This window comes from Streptomyces sp. NPDC041122 (assembly GCF_055592445.1).
Window position 1 is genome coordinate 140,699 of the sequence record NZ_JBVIYQ010000007.1, and the last position, 20,228, is coordinate 160,926.

Below are 20,228 nucleotides of genomic sequence, written 5' to 3' on the forward strand. Positions count from 1 at the left end.
ATGACGTGGATCGCCGCGGTCGCGCGGTTGCGGGCACGCCGGGAGTCCGGCGTGCTGGTGACCGTCGCGACCGTGCGCGGCCACGCGCCGCGCGACGCCGGCGCGAAGCTCGTCGTCGGACGGACGCGGACGTGGGGGTCGATCGGCGGCGGCAATGTGGAGGCCGTCGCGATCGACCGGGCCCGGGAGATGATCCAAGTGGCCAAGCCGGAGCCGGAGTTGCTGGATTTCGCACTGAACGACAAGGTGACCAACCAGCACGGTGTGCAGTGCTGCGGCGGCACGGTCTCGGTGCTGCTCGAACCGCTGCCGGTGGTGCGGGCCGTCGCGGTCTTCGGCGTCGGGCACGTCGGGCTCGAACTCGCGCGGATCCTGGCCCGTCAGGACATCGACCTGCATCTGATCGACACCCGGTCCGAGCTGCTCGCCGAGCAGCGGCTCGCGCCGCTGGCCGACGCGGTGGCGCAGGTGCACGTGCACCACACGCCGCTGCTCCCGGAGGAGGTCCTCGAGGAGCTGCCGCCCGGCACCCACGTCCTGATCATGACCCACGACCACGCCGAGGACGCCGCGCTGTGCGACGCCGCCCTGCGCACGAGCCAGCTCGGCTCCATCGGCCTGATCGGGTCGGCGGCGAAGTGGGTGCGGTTCCGCAAACGGCTGGCCACCGAGGGCGGTCACGACGACGCCACCATCGACCGGATCAAGACCCCGATCGGCCTGACGGACGTGACCGGGAAGGAGCCCGCGACGATCGCCGTGAGCGTCGCCGCGGACCTGCTGCGGACCTTCGAGTCGGAGGTGTGCTGACGGCTCGTGACCCTCCCGGTCGGGGCGCTTTCGTCCCGGTCAGGGCACGACCGTCCCGATCGGGTCCTGGAAGACCCGGTCCAGGGCCAGATGGGCGCCGCCGCGCGCCGCGGCGCTGAATCCCAGGGACGACAGCACGACCTCGCAGCCGCCCGCCTCGGGAGCCATCACCCGGGCGGCGAACCCGGCGCGCACCCGCTCGGTCAAGTGGTCGCCGAAGTGGGTGAAGTAGCCGCCGAGGACGACCGCCCGGGGGTTGAGCACATCGGCCAGCAGCGCCATGCCCAGCGCGAGCCCGTCGGCGATCCGGCCGAGGGCGTCGAGGGTGGCGGCGTCCCCCGCGTCGGCGCGGCGGCGCAGTTCCGTCAGCCGTTCCTCCAGGTCGACGGCGGGGTCGCGGACCGGGTCGTGCGGCGGTGCGGCCCGATGGAGCAGGGCGGTCAGGCCGACCATGGTCTCCCAGCAGCCGACCCGCCCGCAGGCGCAGGGCGAGCCGTCCGGCGCCAGCGGCATGTGGCCGATCTCCCCGGCGAAACCGGCCGACCCCTGAAGGAGCCGGCCGTCGGAGATGATGCCGCCGCCGACGCCCGTCTCACCGGTGATGTAGATCAGGTCGTGGATGTCGGCCCACGCGGCGACGAGATACTCGGCGACGGCACCCAGCTTGGCGTCGTTCTCCAGGCCGATCGGCGGCGCACCGGGGCCGAGCCGTTCACGCAGCCCGTCGATGACGGCGACGTCCCGCCAGCCGATGTTGGGGGCGTACGAGACCACTCCGGTACCGGTCTTGATCACGCCGGGGGCCGCGACGTTCACCGCCACCGGAACGACGCCCCGCTCGCGCAGACTCGCGCACGCCTCTCCGACGGCCTCGGCCATCCGGTCCAGTACGTCGGCCGGTGCGCTGCCGCGGGCGTCCAGCGGGGCGCGGTGCCGTGCGGTGACCTCGCCGCGCAGATCGACGGCGATCAGGCTCAGAAAGGCGGCGTTGATCTCGACGCCGATGCCGCAGACGGTGCGTCCGTCGATCTCCACCGTGCGGCCGGGCCGGCCGACCGCACCGTGCCGCTCGGCCTCCCCCTCGCGTAGCAGACCGCTCTCCATGAGTTCCGCGACCAGGTGGGTGACGGTGGCCTTCGGCAGTCCGGTGTCGGCCGCGATCTGGGCGCGGGGCCGGGGCCCGGCGTCGCGCAGAAGACGCAGCACCAGGCCGAGGTTGGCCCGGCGCAGGGAAGCACGGTCGCCGGCGTGCGGCGCCCCTGACCTGCCCAGGTCGCGTATGCCTGCGCCGCGTAGGTCTGCCTTCACCGGGGCCGCTCCTTGCCGGGGGGTCGTATAGCGCGGGTGCTGCCCAAATTATGCGGGGGCGCGGGTGGGGGAGTGGCGTGTCGGGCCGGTGACGCGCAGCCGTGCACCTGTGGAGTTGTCGTGAACCTGTTGACGGGCCTCCCTTTATTTTGGATCCTAGCCGAACTAATTGCTGCCGCACCGGCGCACCGGCTTCCGCTGACGCAACCGATGCTCAACCGGCAAGCGTGGCCAGGTACTTCACAGAACGAGCTCGGCGAGGGGACCGCGGGATGGACACCGGCACGGAGTGGGACCCGGCGGAGGGCCGGCCCGTCCGACGGGCGCGCTACCACCTGCGCTTCCAGTTGCGGCCCGGCGCCGACCTCGCCGACCGCGCCCGCTCGCTGGCCAAGGTGTGCGGGGAGAACGGCGTCGACGAGGTGGTGCTCCTGCTCGGCGCCGAACAGTGGCACACCGGGCACCTCGCCGGTGCGGAGGAGGCCCGGTGGTTCGCGGCGGCGGCCGAGGCCCGCGACATACTCGCCGCCGCGGGCCTTCGGGTCAGCCTCAATCCCTGGGTCACCGTCGGCCACGCCGACCGGGGCCGCATCGGCACGCTCGGCTTCGCGCCGATGGTCTCGCCCACCGGGCAACGCGCCGCCGCCCAGGCTTCCTTCGCCTGCCCCGTGTGGCGCCGCTGGCTCTTCTCGCACTACGGGTTCTTCGCCGAACTCGGCTTCCGCGTGCTGTGGGTCGAGGACGACTTCCGCTTCCACAACCACGCCCCGCTCGACTGGGGAGGCGGATTCGAGCCGCTCATGCTGCAACGCCTCGCGTCACGCGTCGGCGAGCCGGTCACCCGGGACCAGGTGGTCGCGGCGGTCACCGCACCCGGCCCGCCCCACCCGTGGCGCGCCCAACTGCAACAGGTCTGGCACACGGCCCAACGCGAAGTCGCCGAAGGTCTGGCCGAGGTGGTGCGGGAGCGCTCCGGCGGACGTTCGCGGCTGGGCCTCATGAGTTCCCTGCCTGCGCGGCACTCCGTGGAGGGGCGTGACTGGGAGGAACTGTTCGGCGCGCTGTCCATCGCGGGTGAGGTGACCCACCGCCCGCACTTCGCCCCGTACTCCGACACGCCGGCCCGCACCCTCGCCTCCGGACTCTGGTCCCTCCAGGCGCAGCGCGCGCTCCGCCCCGGCCGGGTGGCCTGCGAGCCGGAGATCGAGAACTGGCCGCACACCTCCTGGTCGAAGTCGGACACCCAGACCTGGTCGGAGATGGTCACCGCGCAACTCGTCGGCGCGGACGCGCTGTTGCTCAACCTCCATCCCACGCACGCCGAGCGCGCCGAGAACTTCCCGCACATCGACCGGCTGCTGCGCCGGTCCAGGCCGGCCCTGGACTGGCTGGCCCGGGAGTGCCCGGCCGCACCCCGCGTGGCGGGCGATGCCGTCCCGCTCGGCGTGGGGCTGCCCTGGCGGCAGGACACGGCGGCCCGGCTGCCCGTGGAGGGGGGCGGGCTCGGCGACTTGGTGGCCGACCCCGCACCGACCGCGGACTTCCTGCTCGGTCACGGTGTGCCGGTCACCGAGCGACCGGCTCCCGTCCAGGCCGTGTTCGGCCGTCAGGTCGACGCCTTCGACGACGACGAGATACGTGAACTCCTGCGCGGAGGACTGTTGTTGGACGGTGTGGCCGTACACGCCCTGACCCGGCGCGGCTTCGCCGACCTGATGGGCGCACGTGTGACCGAGCTGGTCGGCCGTGACGATCCGGCGCTCCCGGGCCCGTACGCGGTGGAACAGCTTCTCGACGAGCAGCGCGAGGGCGGCCCGGACGGTGAGGGCGGTGAAACGGGCACGGACACGTTCCTGAGCGTGGACGTCCAGCCGGCGCTGGCCCGCGTCGAGCCCCTGGCGGAGGCCCGCGTGCTCACCCGGATCCGGACGCCCGACGGCCGTACGTGGGGTGCGGGGCGCTGTCACTTCGTCAACGCGCTGGGCGGACGCGTCGCGATCCTGCCCGCGACGGCACCGGCCGACCTGGCCCGCGGTGACGAGAGCCGACGGCTGCTGCATACGACGATCCGTTTCCTGGAGGGCGAGCGGCCCCGGCTCCCGCTGGTGAGCGGTGCTCCGCACCTGATCCCGTACGTGACGCGGGCCGCGGACGGTGGTCACCGGCTCGCGGTGGCCAACGGCAGCGCCGACCCGGCGCGTCCCCGTGTCCACCTCCCCGGCCCGCCGGGCGGAGCGGGGAACGGACACGACGTACCCGTACGGGCCACGCTGCTCGCGCCGTTGGCCGAGCCGGTCGAGGCCGACACGACAGGCGCCGCCGCGACGGTCGCCGCGGAAGCCGCCGTCACGGAAACCGGCGCCACCAGAACCGTCGCCACCGAAGCAGCTGCCACCGCGGCGACCGCGGCCGTTCTGGAGCTCGACGCCCCGCTGCCGCACCGCGGCTGGGCGGTCTTCGCGTGGTGACTTCGCGCATCGACGTCACGTCGTGACGTCGCCGCGTGAAGACGCGGAGCGCACCACCGTCGCCCGGACACGCCCGTCCGCCGCGACGTCCGGACCGAGAGGAGCACCCGTGTCACTCCGTTCCAGAGCAAGAACGCTCGCCGCCGTCACGGCGGGCGCCGCCGTCCTGTTCGGCGTGGCGGCCCCCGCGCCGGCCGCGTCCGCCGACCCCACGTACAAGATCACCGTCGGGCAGAAGGGGGCGTGGACCCACCCCGACGACACGCCCGCCGCCCCCTTCATCGACCGGGACGGGTCGTTCCACTACCAGTCCGCCCACGCCCTGTACGGCGCGCAGGACCCGCGCAAGTGGACGTTCTACTCCGGCAAGGACTTCGACACCGCCACCAGGGACGGCGCGCTCAGCGACGCGGCCGACCCCGCGAACGCGGCCGACCGCAACAACGACACCACCTGGCGGTGCAACAACAGCCCCACCGGACGTGAGGCCACCGCGGCCGACGACACCTCGCACTACGCGCAGAAGAACTACTGCGACCTCATGGGCGTCTGGGTCGACCCGGACACCGGCCACTGGTACGGCCTGGTCCACAACGAGTTCACTCCGCAGCCCTTCGGCGACGGCCTGCACTACGACGCGATCGACTACGCCGTCTCCCAGGACCGGGGCAAGACGTGGAAGATCAAGGACCACGTCCTCACCTCGCCGTACAGCACCGCGCGGGGCGACAACAAGGCGTTCCCGCACGACACGTACCACTACGGCAACGGTGACCCGCGGCTGTTCGTGGACACCGCGTCGGGCTACTTCTACGTCTATTACAACTCCCGCGTCATCCCCAAGGGCGGTGTCCCCGGGGGGTGGACGGACGGCAGCCGCGCGCACGTGGCCCGCGCCCCGATGTCCGCCAAGCTGGCACCGGGCTCCTGGAAGAAGTGGTACGACGGCGCCTGGTCGCAGCCCGGCATCGGCGGCCTGGAGAGCAACATGGAACCGGTCGACGCCGATCACCCCACCGGCTACACGGCTGTGGAGCACGACTACGACCCGGCCAACGACGGCTCCGTACAGGAACAGCAGGCGGCGGGTGAACTGCCCGCCAAATCCGACCTGTTGACCATGAACATCGCCTACGACGCCCACCTCGGCAAGTACATCGGCCAGCCCGAGGCGATCGTCCAGGACAGCACCGAACCGCAGCGCTTCTACGTCACCGACGACCTCGCCACCCAGAAGTGGAAGCTGATGGGCGACACCGGCGCGTACCGCTCGGGATCCTGGTACCGCTGGATGCTGGACCCGGTGAACAAGACCGGATCGACCATCGTCGGGCGGAAGTTCCGCAGTTACTGCTCGTTCTCCTGCTCGGGCGGCGCGGACGGCGAGTACTACGAGACCACCGTCGACTCCAGCAGCCCGGCCGCTCCCGTCGCCATGGGCACCCCCTACACCATCAGCAGTGGTACGGGCCGGGCCCTCGTCCAGTCCGCACGCGGCAACGGCACCACCTCACGGCCGTCCGGCGAGAACTCCCCGCGCGGCCACTGGGTCTTCGCCTCCAACGCCGACGGCTCGTACCGCATCACCAACACCGCCACGGGACGGCTCCTGGGCGTCGACTCCACCACCGCCGCGGGCCGCGCCTGGGCGGCCGGGCCGACCGTGACCGCGGCGCCCGCGTCCGGTCCCACCGTCGGCCAGCAGTGGTTCGTCGTGCCCGGACGGAACGCCGACGGCAGGGCCACGGGCACCTTCCGCCTGGTCAACCGGTACAGCGGACTGGTGATCGGTCTGTCCGGCGTCGAGAGCCGGGCCGCCGAGACCACACCGACCCGGTCCTGGACCGACAGGTCCGGCGGAACCGTCGGAGGCGGCAGGACAGCGGCCGAGCAGACCCTGCGCCTGGAACCCGTGAACTGATCGACCGCTTCCACGACTTCGCGACTCAGTGGGCCGACACGTGGCCGCCGGTGGTGACTCCCGAGGGGTGTCAAGGTGCCGGTCGGTCACCTGTTGGCCGTATCCGGACAACAACGGAGGTTCGGCTCCTGAGTCGTGGGGCGCGCGGGATGATTCCGAGGACGCCGCCGGGCGTCGGCGCCGCCGGTCGTCGGGCGGGGCCCGCACCACCGCACACCTGCTGGTTCTCGGGGCCCGGTCTGTCGGACCCGCCGCCAGGGTGCGGAACCGCTGAAGGGGGATGTCCTTTGATCCGTGCACTTTCCAGACCCTCCGAACCCGCCGGCCACCCCGGAGCCGGTGGATCGTCCCGTGCCGTACGGAGGCGGCGGCTGATCTCTCTGGCCGCCGGTGGTGCCCTGGCGCTGGCGGGCGTCGTGGCGCTCCCCGCGCCCGCGCAGGCAGCCGCGGGCCCGTCCGCGTACGTGGCCAACTTCCACGGTGACACCGTCTCCGTCGTCGACACGGGCACGAACACCGTCACCGGCAGTATCCCCGTCGGCAACAGTCCCGTCGGTGTGGCGGTCGACCCGGCCGGCGCGCGCGCCTTTGTCACCAACTTCGACGAGGCCACCGTGTCGGCCATCGACACGGACACCAACGCCGTCACCGCGACCATTCCGGTCGGCAGCAACCCTCTCAACGTCGCGTTCACCCCGTCCGGCGGCCGTGCGTACGTCGCCAACAGCGGCGGGACCACGGTGTCGGTGATCGACACGGCGACGAACACGGTCAGCGCCAGCGTCCCGGTGGGCAACTCCCCGAACGGCGTGGCCATTTCACCGTCGGGCGACACCGCGTACGTGACCAACAACAACGAGACCTCGGTCTCGGTCATCGACACCGCGACCAACTCGGTGACCGCCACCGTCCCGGTGGGGGGTTCCCCCGCCGGTGTGGCGGTCAGCCCCTCCGGTGCCGTCGCCTACGTCACCAACAGCGGCGCGAACACGGTCTCGGTCATCGACACCGCGACGAACACGGTCAGCGCCACCGTCCCGGTCGGGACCGCGCCGAACAGCGTCACGTTCGACCCGTCCGGCGCCCGCGCCTACGTCGCCGACCGGGGGAGCGACGACGTCAAGGTGATCAACACGGCGACCCGCACCGTGACGGCGACCGTCCCGGTCGGCGACGGCCCGGCCGGGGTCCGGGTCGACCCGTCCGGCACCGCCGTCTACGCCTCCAACGTGGACAACGGCACCGTCTCGGTGATCGACGCCGGGACCGACACCGTCACGGCCACGATCGACGGGTTCACCGGCCCGTACGGTGTCGCCTTCACCGGCGCGCCGTCCCCGGCGAAGGCGGCGGACATCGACGTCAACCTCACCGCTCAGCCGCATCTCAGCCTCTTGGTGCCGTACGTGTCCTACACCCTCACGGCACACAACACCGGCCCTGAGGCGGTCAGTTCGGCCACCCTCACCGCGAAACTCCCGCGGGGCGCCACCGCCACCAACCTCGCCTCCGGGTGCACCGTGTCCGGCGCGACGGTGACGTGCGCCTACGGAGCGATCGCCGACAACGCGAGCGCGAACAAGACCTTCCGTGTCCCGCTGTCGCTGCTGACCCTCGGCCCGGTCAAGGTCACCGGCCAGCGCACGGCCTCCGCTCCCACGGACCCCGGCTCCGCCAACGACTCCGCGTCCGTGACCTGCACCGCCGTCTCCATCATCCTCGTCACCTGCCCCTGACCCCTCTGCCTCCTCCGCCCGGGCGGTGACTCCGCCCGACCGACCGCACCACAGGCCCGACTGGGGCAGCCCCAGCCGGGCCTGAGCGCGTGAAATCGTGGTCAGGTGGTACGCCGACGAGCTCCGGCCACCCCCATCGGTGCCGGAGTCCGGGAGGCCGGGCTGACCAGCACCCTCACGGCAGGGGCCGCGACGCGACGCCGTCCGGGACCGGGAGAGGGCTCCGGATTGGTCTAGTCCTTACTTGGTTCAGACCATTGACATGTATCTGATCACCGGGCTATTCCGTTAGCACCTCCCGTGCGTCACAGCTGAGTTGACGCCGCCTCACCTCTTGGATGGCCATGAGACGTATGCGCTCCCTCCGTGCCACTCTCACTGCGGTGGCCACCGCAGTGGCCGCTCTCGGTCTCACCGCGGTCTCCGGCGCCCCCGCCCAGGCCGCGACCCCGCTCCCCGCCCGCGTCTTCGCCCCCTACTTCGAGTCGTGGACCGGCGAGAGCCCCGCCCAGCTCAGCGCCCAGTCCGGTGCCAAGCACCTGACGATGGCGTTCCTCCAGACCGCGACGAAGGGCTCCTGCACCGCCTACTGGAACGGCGACACCTCGCTGCCCGTCGCTCCGGCGTCCTTCGGCGCCGACATCAAGACGATCCAGGGGCGCGGCGGGGACGTCATCCCGTCCTTCGGCGGCTACACGGCGGACACCACCGGAACCGAGATCGCCGACAGCTGTACGGACGTCGATCAGATCGCCGCCGTGTATCAGAAGGTGATCACGACCTACGACATCCCGCGGCTCGACATGGACATCGAGGTCGACGCCCTGGACAACGCGGCCGGCATCGACCGGCGGAACAAGGCGATCAAGAAGGTCCAGGACTGGGCCGCCGCGAGCGGCCGCAAGCTGGAGATCTCGTACACCCTGCCGACGACGACCCGCGGCCCGGCGGCCAGCGGTCTCGCCGTGCTCAAGAACGCGGTGGCCAACGGCGCGCGCGTCGACGTCGTCAACCTCATGACGTTCGACTACTACGACAACGCCTCCCACAACATGGCCCAGGACACCAAGACCGCCGCTCAGGGCCTGTACGACCAGCTCGCCAAGCTCTACCCGGGCAAGAGCCCCGCCCAGCTGTGGGGCATGATCGGCGTCACCGAGATGCCCGGGGTCGACGACTTCGGCCCGGCCGAGACGTTCACGCTCGCCGACGCCCGTGAGGTGTACGACTGGGCGAGCGCCAAGGGGATCAACATGATCTCCTTCTGGGCACTCCAGCGTGACAACGGCGGCTGCCCCGGCGGTGCCGCCGCGGACAACTGCTCCGGCATCGAACAGAACACCTGGGACTTCTCCCGCATCTTCGCGCCCTTCACCAGCGGCGGCACGGCGCCGAGCGACGACTTCTCGCTGACGGCGGCCCCGGAGTCCGGCACGGTCAAGGCGGGCGCCTCCACGAGCGCGACGGTACGGACGTCCGTGACCGCGGGCAGTGCCCAGAGCGTGAAACTCACCGTCAGCGGCGCGCCCGCCGGCGTCACCGCCTCCCTCAGCCCCACGTCGGTGACGGCCGGAGGAACCTCGACGCTCACCGTCGCCACGACCGCGGCGACCGTCAACGGCACGTACAAACTGGTGGTGAGCGGCGCGAGCCCGTCCGCCGCGCACTCGGCGACGTACACCCTGACCGTCACCGGCGGCAGCGGCAACCAGTGCACGGCGGCGCCCTGGGCCTCGGGCACGGTCTACACCGGCGGCCAGCAGGTGTCGCACAAGGGCCACACCTGGAAGGCGAAGTGGTGGACGACGGGCGAGGAGCCCGGCACCACCGGGGAGTGGGGCGTCTGGCAGGACCTCGGCGCCTGCTGACCCCTCGGTCGGGGAGACCGATCGTGGCGCCCCGGAAAGCCGAACGCGGCGCCCCATGAACAGGGCAGCGCGTCACCGGGCCGGCACGGCGACGGACCGTTCGCCGTGCCGACCCCGCCTGCCCATGCCCGCCCTCCCGTGGCCCACCTTGGCCATGGACGCGACAGGCGGTACCTTCAGTGGGTTATCGACGACGGCACGACGGAAGCCGGTGAGATCCCGGCACGGTCGCGCCACTGTGTGCGAAGGGTCCTCGGACCACTCGTGAGTCAGACCCGTGGCTGTCGTCCTGTGCTCCACCGAGATGGGACGCGAACTCCCGAGGAGGCCCTGCCATGGCGCAGCATGTCGCCCAGCCGACCGCCACCACCCCCGTTCTGCCGGCCAAGCTGCCGCTGAAGGCCATCGCCCCCTGGGCGGTCTTCTTCGGTGTGCTGATGCTGGTCCTGCTGTACTTCGTCGGCGCCGAACAGGGCGCCACCTCCGTTTTCAGCGGCGCGGAGGTCCACGAGTGGGTGCACGACGCCCGCCACCTGCTCGGCTTCCCCTGCCACTGATCCAGAGGAACGCCGTGCGCTCATGAATTCAACAACCGTACGAAATCTGCTCGTTCGGGGCATGCTCGCCGGCCTGGGGGCCGGCGTGCTCGCCCTGATCGTGGCCTACTTCCTCGGCGAGCCGAACGTCGATAGTGCCATCGGCTTCGAGGAGGCCCACGCCGGCCACTCCCACGGCGACGAGGTCGAACTCGTCTCCCGAGGCCTGCAGTCCACCGCGGGACTCGCCACCGGAATCCTCGTCTACGGGGTCTCCTTCGGTGGCATCGCGGCACTCGCCTACTGCTTCGCCCTGGGCCGTGTCGGCCACTTCGGCGCGCGCCCCACGGCTCTGCTGCTGTCCGGCTGCGCGCTGGTGGCGGTGTACGTCGTGCCGTTCCTGAAGTACCCGGCCAACCCGCCCGCCGTCGGCAACCCCGACACCATCGGCAAGCGGACCAGCCTGTACGTACTGATGATGGTGCTGAGCGTGCTGCTGGCGATCGGCGCGACCCTTCTGGGCAAGCGGCTCGCTCCCAGAATCGGCGACTGGTACGCGACGGTCGCGGCCGTCCTCGGCTTCGCCGCGGTGGTCGGTATCGCGTACGCCTTCCTGCCTGTCGTCAACGAGGTGCCCGAGCACTTCCCGGCCGCGCTGCTGTGGCGCTTCCGGCTGTCGGCTCTCGCGATGCAGATCACTCTGTGGGGCGGATTCGGCCTGCTCTTCGGCGAGTTGGCCGACCGCCTGCTCCGCCCGCAGGCCCACACGCCGGGCCGGGCCGTACCCGCCGGACAGTGACCACCCGGGGCCCTCACAGGCCGGGGATCGGCCGACAACCAGCCGCGGAGCCGAGTGGCCGGACGACTCCCACCGCAGCACATCAGCCTCGGCGGCCGCGAAGTCGTCGCCTTGACCCTCGACGAGTACGAGCAACTCATCGCGAGCCGACGGCAGATCGGTGGCCGGAGCGCGAAGGTACGCATCCTTGCCTCGCAGGCCAAGCGGGCCGAGCGTCCAGTGCGGGACCTGGAGGCGCTGGTCGGGACGTGCGCGGGGGCGGAGGCCAGGCCACCGGGAGATCGACCCCCAGGGGCGGGCTTCAGCCTGCGTCAGCGCAAGTTCAACGGGCGCCCCATCCGCACGTTCCACCGGCCGGACCGGCCGCTGAGCTCCGTGAGCGTCAGTGGTGTCACGTCGAGCCGCCAGAACGCGGTCGGCGGCGCGCCGGTCGCGTGGACCACCGTGGCCCGTACGACCTCCGGTTCCACGACGGCGATGACGCGTCCGCCGTCCGGCTCCGCCGACACCATGTCCAGCCAGCGCGTCACGCGTGCGCAGAAGGCGCTCACCGACTCTCCACCGGGCGGCGCGTATTCCGGATCCGTGAGCCAGCTCGCGACGGCTTCCGGTTCCCCGGCGCTCACGTCCTCCAGCGTCCTGCCGCGCCAACGCCCCATATCCATACCGGCGATCCCAGAGCTGTCGGAAATGTCGGCGGTGTCGACGGTGTCGGCGACACGACCGGTCGACGTCGGCGAGGTCGTTGCCGGGGTGAGTCCGAGCGCCTCGGCCGTCTCCCGGCACCGCGTGCTGCCGGAGGAGACGACGGTGGCGCCCGCGGGCAAGGAACCGGCCGCCGCACACGCGTCGGCCCGTCCGCCGGCGTCGAGCGGGGCGCCGTCGTCGAACCGGGCCTGACGCACCGACGCGGACATGGCGGGCGTGACGAGCAGGAGGCGGATGGTCACCGGACGTTCCTCAAGTGCCGTGCGAAACGGGCGGGTTGGGAGGCGTAGGGGCTCCGGGGGGACGCGCCGACACCGCGGTCCCGGCCGCGGTGGAACCCCTACGGCAACCGCTGTGCGCCCTCGCCGCACCGGGCCCGCAGATCGGCGATGGCGTTCTCGAAGTCGGCGAGCGACTCGAAGGCGCGGTACACGGACGCGAACCGCATGTACGCCACCGGGTCCAGCTCACTGAGCGGCTCCAGCACGGCCAATCCCACTTCGTGCGTGGACAGTTGGGCGCTGCCCGACGCCCGTACGTTCTCCTCCACCTGCTGGCCGAGCCGCTCGAGCATGTCCTCGGTGATGGGGCGGCCCTGGCACGCCTTGCGGACGCTGCTGACGATTTTGGTACGGCTGAACGGTTCGGTCACGCCGCTGCGTTTGACCACGAGCAGGGAGTAGGTCTCCACCGTGGTGAACCTCCGCTGGCAGTGCGTGCACTGCCGCCGGCGACGGATGGAGGTCCCGTCATCGGTCGACCGACTGTCGATGACGCGGCTGTCGGGGAGCCTGCAGAAGGGGCAGCACACCGTACGTGTCCTTTCCGATTCCCTCGGATGGTCAGGGTGTCTTCCGGCGTCCGGCCGACCGTGAGTGGATTCCGATGATAACCGATCTGACCTGGCTCTTTACACCAGATATACCGCTCCGTCAGGTTGTTCACTGATGGACAGTCACCAAGCCTTATCCCGCCCGGAGGCGCATCGCGCACCGGCGGCCGCGCCGATCGCGTGCGCGACCCGCACCGCGTCCGCCGTCGCCCGCACCTCGTGGACCCGCACGGCCCATGCGCCCTGATGGGCGGCGATGGCGGAGAGCGCCGCCGTCGCGGCGTCGCGTTCGCGGGCGGGTGGTGGCGTGCCGTCACCGTCGGACAGGACGCGTCCGAGGAACCTCTTCCGGGAGCCCGCGACCAGCACGGGACGGCCGAGGGAGCGGAGTGCGGCCAACTCGGCCACCAGGCGCAGGTCGTGCTCCGCTTCCTTGGCGAAACCGAGGCCCGGATCGATCACGAGACGCTCGGGAGGGATGCCGGCGCCCACGACGGCGTCGAGCCGGGCGCGCAGTTCGGCCACGACCTCGGCGACCACGTCGTGGTACACCGCCCGGCTGTTCATGTCGTGGCTGAACCCGCGCCAGTGCATCACCACGAAGGGAACGCCGCTCGCCGCCACGACGGGGAGCATCGCGGGGTCGGCGAGCCCTCCGCTGACATCGTTGACGAGGACCGCGCCCGCCGCGACCGCCCGCTCCGCGACCGTGGCACGCATGGTGTCGACGGAGACCGTGACGCCCTCGGCCACCAGGCCCCGGACCACGGGGACGACCCGTCGCAGCTCCTCGTCCTCATCGACCCGTGACGCGCCCGGGCGGGTCGACTCGCCGCCGACGTCGACCAGATCGGCGCCCTCGGCCATGAGGTCGAGCCCCCGCTTGCAGGCCGCGGGCGTGTCGAACCAGTGGCCGCCGTCGGAGAAGGAGTCCGGCGTCACGTTGACGACGCCCATGACAGCGCATCGACCCCAGTCGGGCAGTCCGTCGACCGTGTGACGGCCCGGGTGGCTGTGCATATGTGGTGTTCTCCGATGTGCCGGGGGAGGGGTGGGGCCGGGGCGCCGTCGACGCCGCGGCCCCACCTCCTCGGGGATCACGAGGCGGACAGTTCCTCGCGGACGGTCCTGGCCGCGGCGACCAGGTTCTCCAGGGAGGCACGGGTCTCGGGCCAGCCGCGGGTCTTGAGGCCGCAGTCCGGGTTCACCCAGAGCCGCTCGGCGGGGATCGCCTCAAGTCCCTTACGCAGCAGGGCCGCTGCTTCCTCGGTGCTCGGTACGCGCGGGGAGTGGATGTCGTACACGCCCGGGCCGGCCTCCCGCGGGTAGCCGTGGGCGGCGAGTTCGCGGGCGACCTGCATGTGGGAGCGGGCCGCCTCCAGGCTGATGACGTCGGCGTCCAGGTCATCGATGGCCTGCACGATGTCGCCGAACTCGGCGTAGCACATGTGCGTGTGGATCTGCGTGTCCGGCCGTACCCCGCTGGTGCTGAGGCGGAAGGACTCGGTGGCCCATGCCAGGTAGGCGGAGTGGTCGGCGGCGCGCAGCGGCAGCGTCTCGCGCAGGGCGGGCTCGTCGACCTGGATGACCGAAGTCCCGGCCGCCTCCAGGTCGTTGACCTCGTCGCGCAGGGCGAGCGCGACCTGGCGGGCGGTGTCGCCGAGTGGCTGGTCGTCACGGACGAAGGACCAGGCGAGCATGGTGACGGGGCCGGTGAGCATGCCCTTGACGGGGCGGCTGGTGAGCGACTGGGCGTACGTCGTCCAGCGCACCGTCATCGGCTCGGGCCGCGAGATGTCGCCGGCGAGGACCGGCGGGCGGACGTAGCGGGTGCCGTAGGACTGCACCCAGCCGTGCTGAGTGGCGAGGTAGCCGGTGAGCTGCTCGGCGAAGTACTGCACCATGTCGTTGCGTTCGGGCTCACCGTGCACCAGCACGTCGATGCCCGCCTTCTCCTGGAAGGACAGGACCTCGCGGATCTCGTTCCTGATGCGCTCCTCGTACCCGGCCGTGTCGATCCGCCCGGCCCGCAGGTCGGCGCGGGCGGTGCGCAGTTCGGTGGTCTGCGGGAAGGACCCGATGGTCGTCGTCGGGAGCAGCGGGAGACCGAGGGCTGCACGCTGGGCCGCCGCACGCTCCGCGTACGGCTGGGAGCGTCGGGCGTCGGCGTCCGTGACCGCGGCGGTACGGGCGCGGACGGCCGGGTCGCGGGTGATGGTGGAACCGGCGCGGGAGGCCAGGTCGGCGCGGTTCGCGGCGAGTTCGGCCGCGATGGCTTCGGTGCCCTGGGAGAGGCCGCGCGCCAGGACGGAGATCTCCCGCGTCTTCTGCCGGGCGAACGCCAGCCAGCGGGCGACCTGCGGGTCGATGTCCCGCTCCGCGGTGGCGTCCAGCGGGACGTGCAGGAGCGAGCAGGACGCGGCGACGTCCACGCGGTCGGCGAGCCCGAGGAGTGTGCCGAGGGTGGCGAGGGACCTCTCCAGGTCGTTGATCCAGATGTTGCGGCCGTTGACGACACCGGCGACCAGCCGCTTGCCGGTCAGTCCGCCGACGGCGGCGAGGTCGTCGAGGTTGGCGGCGGCCGTCTCGGTGAAGTCGAGGGCCAGGCCGTCGACGGGGGCCTTGGCCAGAATGCCGAGCGCGTCACCGAGACGACCGAAGTACGAGGCGACCAGGAGCTTGGGGCGGTCGGTGAGGGCGCCCAGGTCGCGGTAGGCGCGCTCGGCGGCGTTCAGCTCGGCCGGGGTGCGGTCCTGGACCAGGGCGGGCTCGTCCAGCTGGACCCACTCGGCGCCCGCCGCGCGCAGGTCCGCGAGCACCTCGGCGTAGACGGGCAGGAGCCGGTCGAGGAGCGTCAGCGGGTCGAAGTCGGCGGCCACACCCGGCGCGGGCTTGGCGAGCAGGAGGTACGTCACGGGGCCCACGAGGACGGGACGCGCCGTGTGCCCGATCGCGAGGGCTTCCGTCAGCTCGGCGACCTGCTTGGCGGAGTCGGCCCGGAACGCGGTGTCGGGCCCCAACTCGGGCACCAGGTAGTGGTAGTTGGTGTCGAACCACTTCGTCATCTCCAGCGGCGCCACGTCCTGCGTGCCGCGCGCCATCGCGAAGTAGCCGTCGAGGGCGTCGGCCTGTACGGCCGCGCGGTGCCGCTCGGGGACAGCGCCGACCATGACACTGGTGTCGAGAACGTGGTCGTAGTACGAGAAGTCACCGGTCGGCACCTCGTGGAGGCCGGCGTCGGCCAACTGCCGCCAGTTCGACCGGCGAAGGTCCGCCGCGGTCTCCCGGAGGGCGGCAGCGGTGACGCGGCCCTTCCAGTAGCCCTCGATGGCCTTCTTCAGCTCCCGGTTCCGGCCCTGGCGGGGGTAGCCGTACACGGTGGCTCGTGCTGCCGCGGCTGCGGGCTGCGCTGTCACGGAACTCTCCTTCGCGAGATGTGTCCTGGTTCTCCCGGAGACCGGACGGGGCGCGAAGGGACGACTGACCGGACGGACCACGCCGCGGTCGGATGCCGCGCGTGCCGCTCGATATGTACGCCGACCCGCCCACGAGGTCACCGAAAGCGCCGCACGTGATCGGTCACGTGCGGGCAACGGGCAGGTCTTCGGACTCGCGGGCACGTCACGTGTCGGCCGGACACGGGACACCTACTGGCCGTCGCTTCCCGGACCCGGTCGGGTCCAGTGCTGATGACGGCGGTCGTTCCCACTCACCGCTGCGGGGCAGTCCCGGATTCCCACCGGGTTCCCTCTTACGACGCATCCCGCCTGGCGGACGGGGCGAACCAGCTGCACCGCTCACCCTAGGCGCACGGAAACCGATCGCACACCCCGGCCCGCATTTCGACATGTGAAGCGGGTCACGAGCGTGACACCGGGTGTCATCTCGCTCCGGCACACGTGAGAGGAGTGCCGGGCGGATCACCACTCCGCCCCGCACCCCTCTCCCGCAGCAGCCGCGGGCCCCTCAGCCCGGCGGCGGACCCGGGCCCCTCAGCCCCGGTCGTAGGTGTGGAACCCGCCCCTGCTCGGCAGGTTCAAATCGCCGCGTGGTACGGCGTGTTGGGGGGGCGATGCACTCCCGCGCGGCGCGGGCTGCGACCACGACCGCCTCGCAGGCCACGGTCGTGTCCAGGCCGGTGACTCCCCAGCCATCACAGTCCCTCCGGACGGTGCACGAGATGGCGCGTGTAGGCGTCCGTGGTGAAGAAGGCGGGCAACTCCCGTGCCAGCGCGGTGCGTTCGAAGAGTCCCCGGACATCGTCGAGCGGCGCCCACGGGTACTCCGCGCCGAGGGAAGCCAGTTCGTCCTCCAGTACCTCCAGGACCCGCTCCCGGTCGACGACCCGGTGCCGCAGCCACTGCCAGATCTGTACCCGTGCGATCTCCGCCGTGGCGGCGTCCTCCATGAGCCCGTCGAGGGCGACGGCGCCCTGCCCGCGCAGCCAGGCGGCGAAGTAGCGCAGCGCCACCGCGACGTTCGTGCGCACGCCCTCCGGGGTGGGCCGGCCGCTGGTGCGCCGCACGGAAAGGAGCTGCTCCGGCCCCACCTCGACGTCGTCGCGGGTGCGGTCGAGCTGATGCGGCCGCGGTCCGAGGACACCGTCGAAGACATCCCGGCAGACGGGCACCAGAGCGGGGTGGGCGACCCGGGAGCCGTCGAAGCCGTCCTCGGCTTCACGCTCCTTGTCGAGTCGCACCTGGGCGAGGGCGGCCTGGTGTGCCTCGGCGTCCCTGCCGGGTACCTGGGCGGCCATTCCACCGATGGCGTGGGCACCGCGCCGGTGACAGGTGCGCACGAGGAGCTCGGTGTAGGCGCGCATGAAGGCTGCCGTCATGGTGACCTTGGCGCGGTCGGGCAGCAGGAAGTCGGTGCGGTGCCCGAAGGTCCTGATGAGGCTGAACAGGTAGTCCCAGCGTCCCGCGGTGAGACCGGAGCTGTGTTCGCGCAGCTCGTAGAGGATCTCCTCCATGGCGACGGCGGCCGTGACGGTCTCGATCAGGACGGTGGCCCGGATCGTGCCCCGGGGCATGCCGAGGAGTTCCTGGGCGAGCACGAACACGTCGTTCCACAGCCGTGCTTCACCCCGGCCCTCCAGCTTGGGCAGGTAGAAGTACGGACCGTGTCCGGCGTCGATCTGCCGCTGGGCGCAGTGGAAGAAGTAGAGCCCGAAGTCCACCAGCGAAGCCGGCACGGCGCGGCCGTCGATCCGCAGGTGCTCCTCGGTCAGATGCCAGCCGCGCGGACGGACGACGATGGTCGCGAGCCGCTCACCGAGCCGGTACCGCTTGCCCTTCGGAGTGGTGAAGTCGATGCGGCGCTCGATGGCGTCCAGGAGGTTCAGCTGCCCGCCGACGATGTTGTCGCAGGTGGGGGCGGTGGCGTCCTCGAAGTCCGCCATCCACACCTGAGCACCGGAGTTGAGCGCGTCGACCGTCATCGCCCGGTCCGGGGGGCCGGTGATCTCCGCGCGGCGGTCGGTCAGGCCGGGGGCGGGCGGCGCCACCCGCCAGGAGGCGTCCGCGCGGATGCGGGTGGTGGCGACGGAGAAGTCCAGGGGGGAGCCGGCGGCGAGCCTGGCCGCCACGCGTGCCCGCTCCCTGAGGAGGTCGGCGCGGCGCTCGGCGAAGGCGTCGGCGAGGCGGCCGACGAAGTCCAGGGCCGCCGGCGTGAGGATCTCGTCGTGACGGTGGCCCCCTGGCGTGCCGAGGAGCTGGATGCGGCTGGTGGGCGCGGAGACGGGCATGAGGCTCTCCTCAGCGGGAGCGGCCGGGGGCCGGACGGAGACGGTCGTCCGGCCCCCGGCCTGATCGCAGGGTGGGGCTGGATGGGGTGGGGAATGACGGGCCCCGCCGACAGGGCCCGGGCGCGGCCTAGTGGAACTGCTCGGTCTCCGTGGAGCCGGCCAGCGCCGTGGTGGAGGAGGCCGGATTGACGGCGGTCGACACGAGGTCGAAATAGCCGGTGCCGACCTCTCGCTGGTGCTTGACCGCGGTGAACCCGTGCTCCTGCGCGGCGAACTCCCGCTCCTGGAGGTCGACGTAGGCGGTCATGCCGTGCTCGGCATAGCCGCGCGCCAGGTCGAACATGCCGTGGTTGAGCGAGTGGAAGCCGGCCAGGGTGATGAACTGGAAGCGGTAGCCCATCGCCCCCAACTCCCGCTGGAACTTGGCGATCTGGTCGTCGTCCAGCGCGGCCTTCCAGTTGAAGGACGGCGAGCAATTGTAGGCCAGCATCTGGTCCGGGTGCTCGGCGTGGATCGCCTCGGCGAACTCACGGGCCTGGGCGAGATCGGGCGTGCCGGTCTCGACCCAGATCAGGTCGGCGTACGGGGCGTAGGCGAGGCCCCGGGCGATCACCGGCGCCATGCCGCCCCGCACCCGGTAGAAGCCCTCGGCCGTTCGCTCGCCGGTCACGAACTCCGCGTCACGCTCGTCGACGTCGCTCGTGAGGAGGTTGGCGGCGAGCGCGTCGGTGCGGGCCACGATCAGGGTGGGCACGTCGGCGATGTCGGCGGCGAGCCGGGCCGCGTTGAGGGTACGGATGTGCTGGCCGGTCGGCACCAGTACCTTGCCGCCGAGGTGACCGCACTTCTTCTCCGAGGCGAGCTGGTCCTCGTAGTGGATGCCGGCCGCGCCCGCCGCGATCATCGCCTTGGTCAGCTCGAAGGCGTTGAGCGGACCGCCGAAGCCGGCCTCCGCGTCGGCGACGATCGGCGCGAGCCAGTCCACCGAGGCGTCGCCCTCGCTCGTGGCGATCTGGTCGGCGCGCAGCAGCGCGTTGTTGATCCGACGCACCACCTGGGGAACGGAGTTGGCCGGGTACAGGCTCTGGTCCGGGTAGGTGTGCCCGGCCTGATTGGCATCGGCGGCGACCTGCCAGCCCGACAGGTAGATGGCCTGGAGGCCGGCCTTGACCTGCTGGACGGCCTGGCCACCGGTCAGCGCGCCGAGCGCGTGGATGTAGTCCTGCTCGTGCAGCTGCCGCCACAACCGCTCGGCGCCGCGCCGGGCGAGAGTGTGCTCCTCGCGCACACGGCCGGAGAGTCGGACGACCTCGTCGGCCGTGTAGGTGCGCTCGATGCCCTGCCAGCGCGGGTCGGTCGCCCAGTGCTGTGCGAGCTCCTGAGCCGTTGCCGTCGTCGTCCCTGCCTGCGCCATGACCGTCTCCCGGGAGTGGTGAACTGTGCGAATACGTGGCACGGAGTGCCTGTGCGATGAAGGATGTGCGGCCCACCGATGC

General features: G+C 71.7%; 14 protein-coding genes and 1 riboswitch. Of the genes, 7 read left to right on the top strand and 7 right to left on the bottom strand.

Features of this window, described 5'->3' with window-relative positions; genetic code table 11:
• Positions 1-810 (top strand): xanthine dehydrogenase accessory protein XdhC, encoded by an 810-nt coding sequence (gene xdhC / locus ACZ6B8_RS24985; RefSeq protein WP_471071656.1) that lies wholly within the window; start codon positions 1-3, stop codon positions 808-810.
• A gap of 39 nt (positions 811-849) precedes the next feature.
• Here xdhC and ACZ6B8_RS24990 read toward each other — a convergent pair whose 3' ends face one another.
• On the bottom strand, positions 850-2,118 hold the full coding sequence (locus ACZ6B8_RS24990; protein WP_471608689.1) for an ROK family transcriptional regulator: 1,269 nt from the start codon (positions 2,116-2,118) through the stop codon (positions 850-852).
• Positions 2,119-2,390: 272 nt separating this feature from the next.
• Here ACZ6B8_RS24990 and ACZ6B8_RS24995 point away from each other — a divergent pair, with 272 nt between their 5' ends.
• The 6 genes from ACZ6B8_RS24995 (at position 2,391) to ACZ6B8_RS25020 (ending at position 11,446) form a co-directional block, all read left to right on the top strand.
• The gene (locus ACZ6B8_RS24995) at positions 2,391-4,586 is read left to right on the top strand and encodes a hypothetical protein (protein ID WP_471608690.1); all 2,196 of its coding nucleotides are present in this window, start codon (positions 2,391-2,393) and stop codon (positions 4,584-4,586) included.
• Positions 4,587-4,695: 109 nt separating this feature from the next.
• Entirely contained in the window at positions 4,696-6,507 is a 1,812-nt protein-coding gene (locus ACZ6B8_RS25000) for an RICIN domain-containing protein (protein ID WP_471608691.1), read from the top strand.
• A gap of 287 nt (positions 6,508-6,794) precedes the next feature.
• Positions 6,795-8,243, top strand: coding sequence for a beta-propeller fold lactonase family protein (locus ACZ6B8_RS25005; RefSeq protein ID WP_471608692.1), 1,449 nt, complete (start codon positions 6,795-6,797; stop codon positions 8,241-8,243).
• Positions 8,244-8,587: 344 nt separating this feature from the next.
• The gene (locus ACZ6B8_RS25010) at positions 8,588-10,111 is read left to right on the top strand and encodes a chitinase (protein ID WP_471071641.1); all 1,524 of its coding nucleotides are present in this window, start codon (positions 8,588-8,590) and stop codon (positions 10,109-10,111) included.
• Between the two features lie 335 nt (positions 10,112-10,446).
• Positions 10,447-10,668: a CbtB domain-containing protein gene (locus ACZ6B8_RS25015; RefSeq protein WP_164300373.1), complete on the top strand. Its 222-nt coding sequence runs from the start codon at positions 10,447-10,449 to the stop codon at positions 10,666-10,668.
• Between the two features lie 22 nt (positions 10,669-10,690).
• On the top strand, positions 10,691-11,446 hold the full coding sequence (locus ACZ6B8_RS25020) for a CbtA family protein (protein WP_471608693.1): 756 nt from the start codon (positions 10,691-10,693) through the stop codon (positions 11,444-11,446).
• Positions 11,447-11,757: 311 nt separating this feature from the next.
• Here the strand turns inward: ACZ6B8_RS25020 and ACZ6B8_RS25025 are convergent, their stop codons facing one another.
• The 6 genes from ACZ6B8_RS25025 to aceA all read right to left on the bottom strand — a co-directional run bounded on the left by ACZ6B8_RS25025 (position 11,758) and on the right by aceA (position 20,146).
• Positions 11,758-12,396 (bottom strand): histidine phosphatase family protein, encoded by a 639-nt coding sequence (locus ACZ6B8_RS25025; protein ID WP_471608694.1) that lies wholly within the window; start codon positions 12,394-12,396, stop codon positions 11,758-11,760.
• A gap of 98 nt (positions 12,397-12,494) precedes the next feature.
• Complete coding sequence (gene nrdR / locus ACZ6B8_RS25030) at positions 12,495-12,965, bottom strand: transcriptional regulator NrdR (protein WP_471071633.1); 471 nt, start codon at positions 12,963-12,965, stop codon at positions 12,495-12,497.
• A 144-nt stretch (positions 12,966-13,109) separates the two neighbouring features.
• Entirely contained in the window at positions 13,110-14,006 is an 897-nt protein-coding gene (gene folP / locus ACZ6B8_RS25035; RefSeq protein ID WP_471608695.1) for a dihydropteroate synthase, read from the bottom strand.
• Positions 14,007-14,083: 77 nt separating this feature from the next.
• Entirely contained in the window at positions 14,084-16,402 is a 2,319-nt protein-coding gene (metE, locus tag ACZ6B8_RS25040; protein ID WP_471608696.1) for a 5-methyltetrahydropteroyltriglutamate--homocysteine S-methyltransferase, read from the bottom strand.
• Positions 16,403-16,564: 162 nt separating this feature from the next.
• Positions 16,565-16,791: riboswitch (cobalamin riboswitch) on the bottom strand.
• Positions 16,792-17,139: 348 nt separating this feature from the next.
• Entirely contained in the window at positions 17,140-18,732 is a 1,593-nt protein-coding gene (gene aceB / locus ACZ6B8_RS25045; RefSeq protein ID WP_471608697.1) for a malate synthase A, read from the bottom strand.
• A gap of 127 nt (positions 18,733-18,859) precedes the next feature.
• Positions 18,860-20,146: an isocitrate lyase gene (gene aceA, locus ACZ6B8_RS25050; protein WP_471608698.1), complete on the bottom strand. Its 1,287-nt coding sequence runs from the start codon at positions 20,144-20,146 to the stop codon at positions 18,860-18,862.
• Positions 20,147-20,228: the final 82 nt, after the last annotated feature.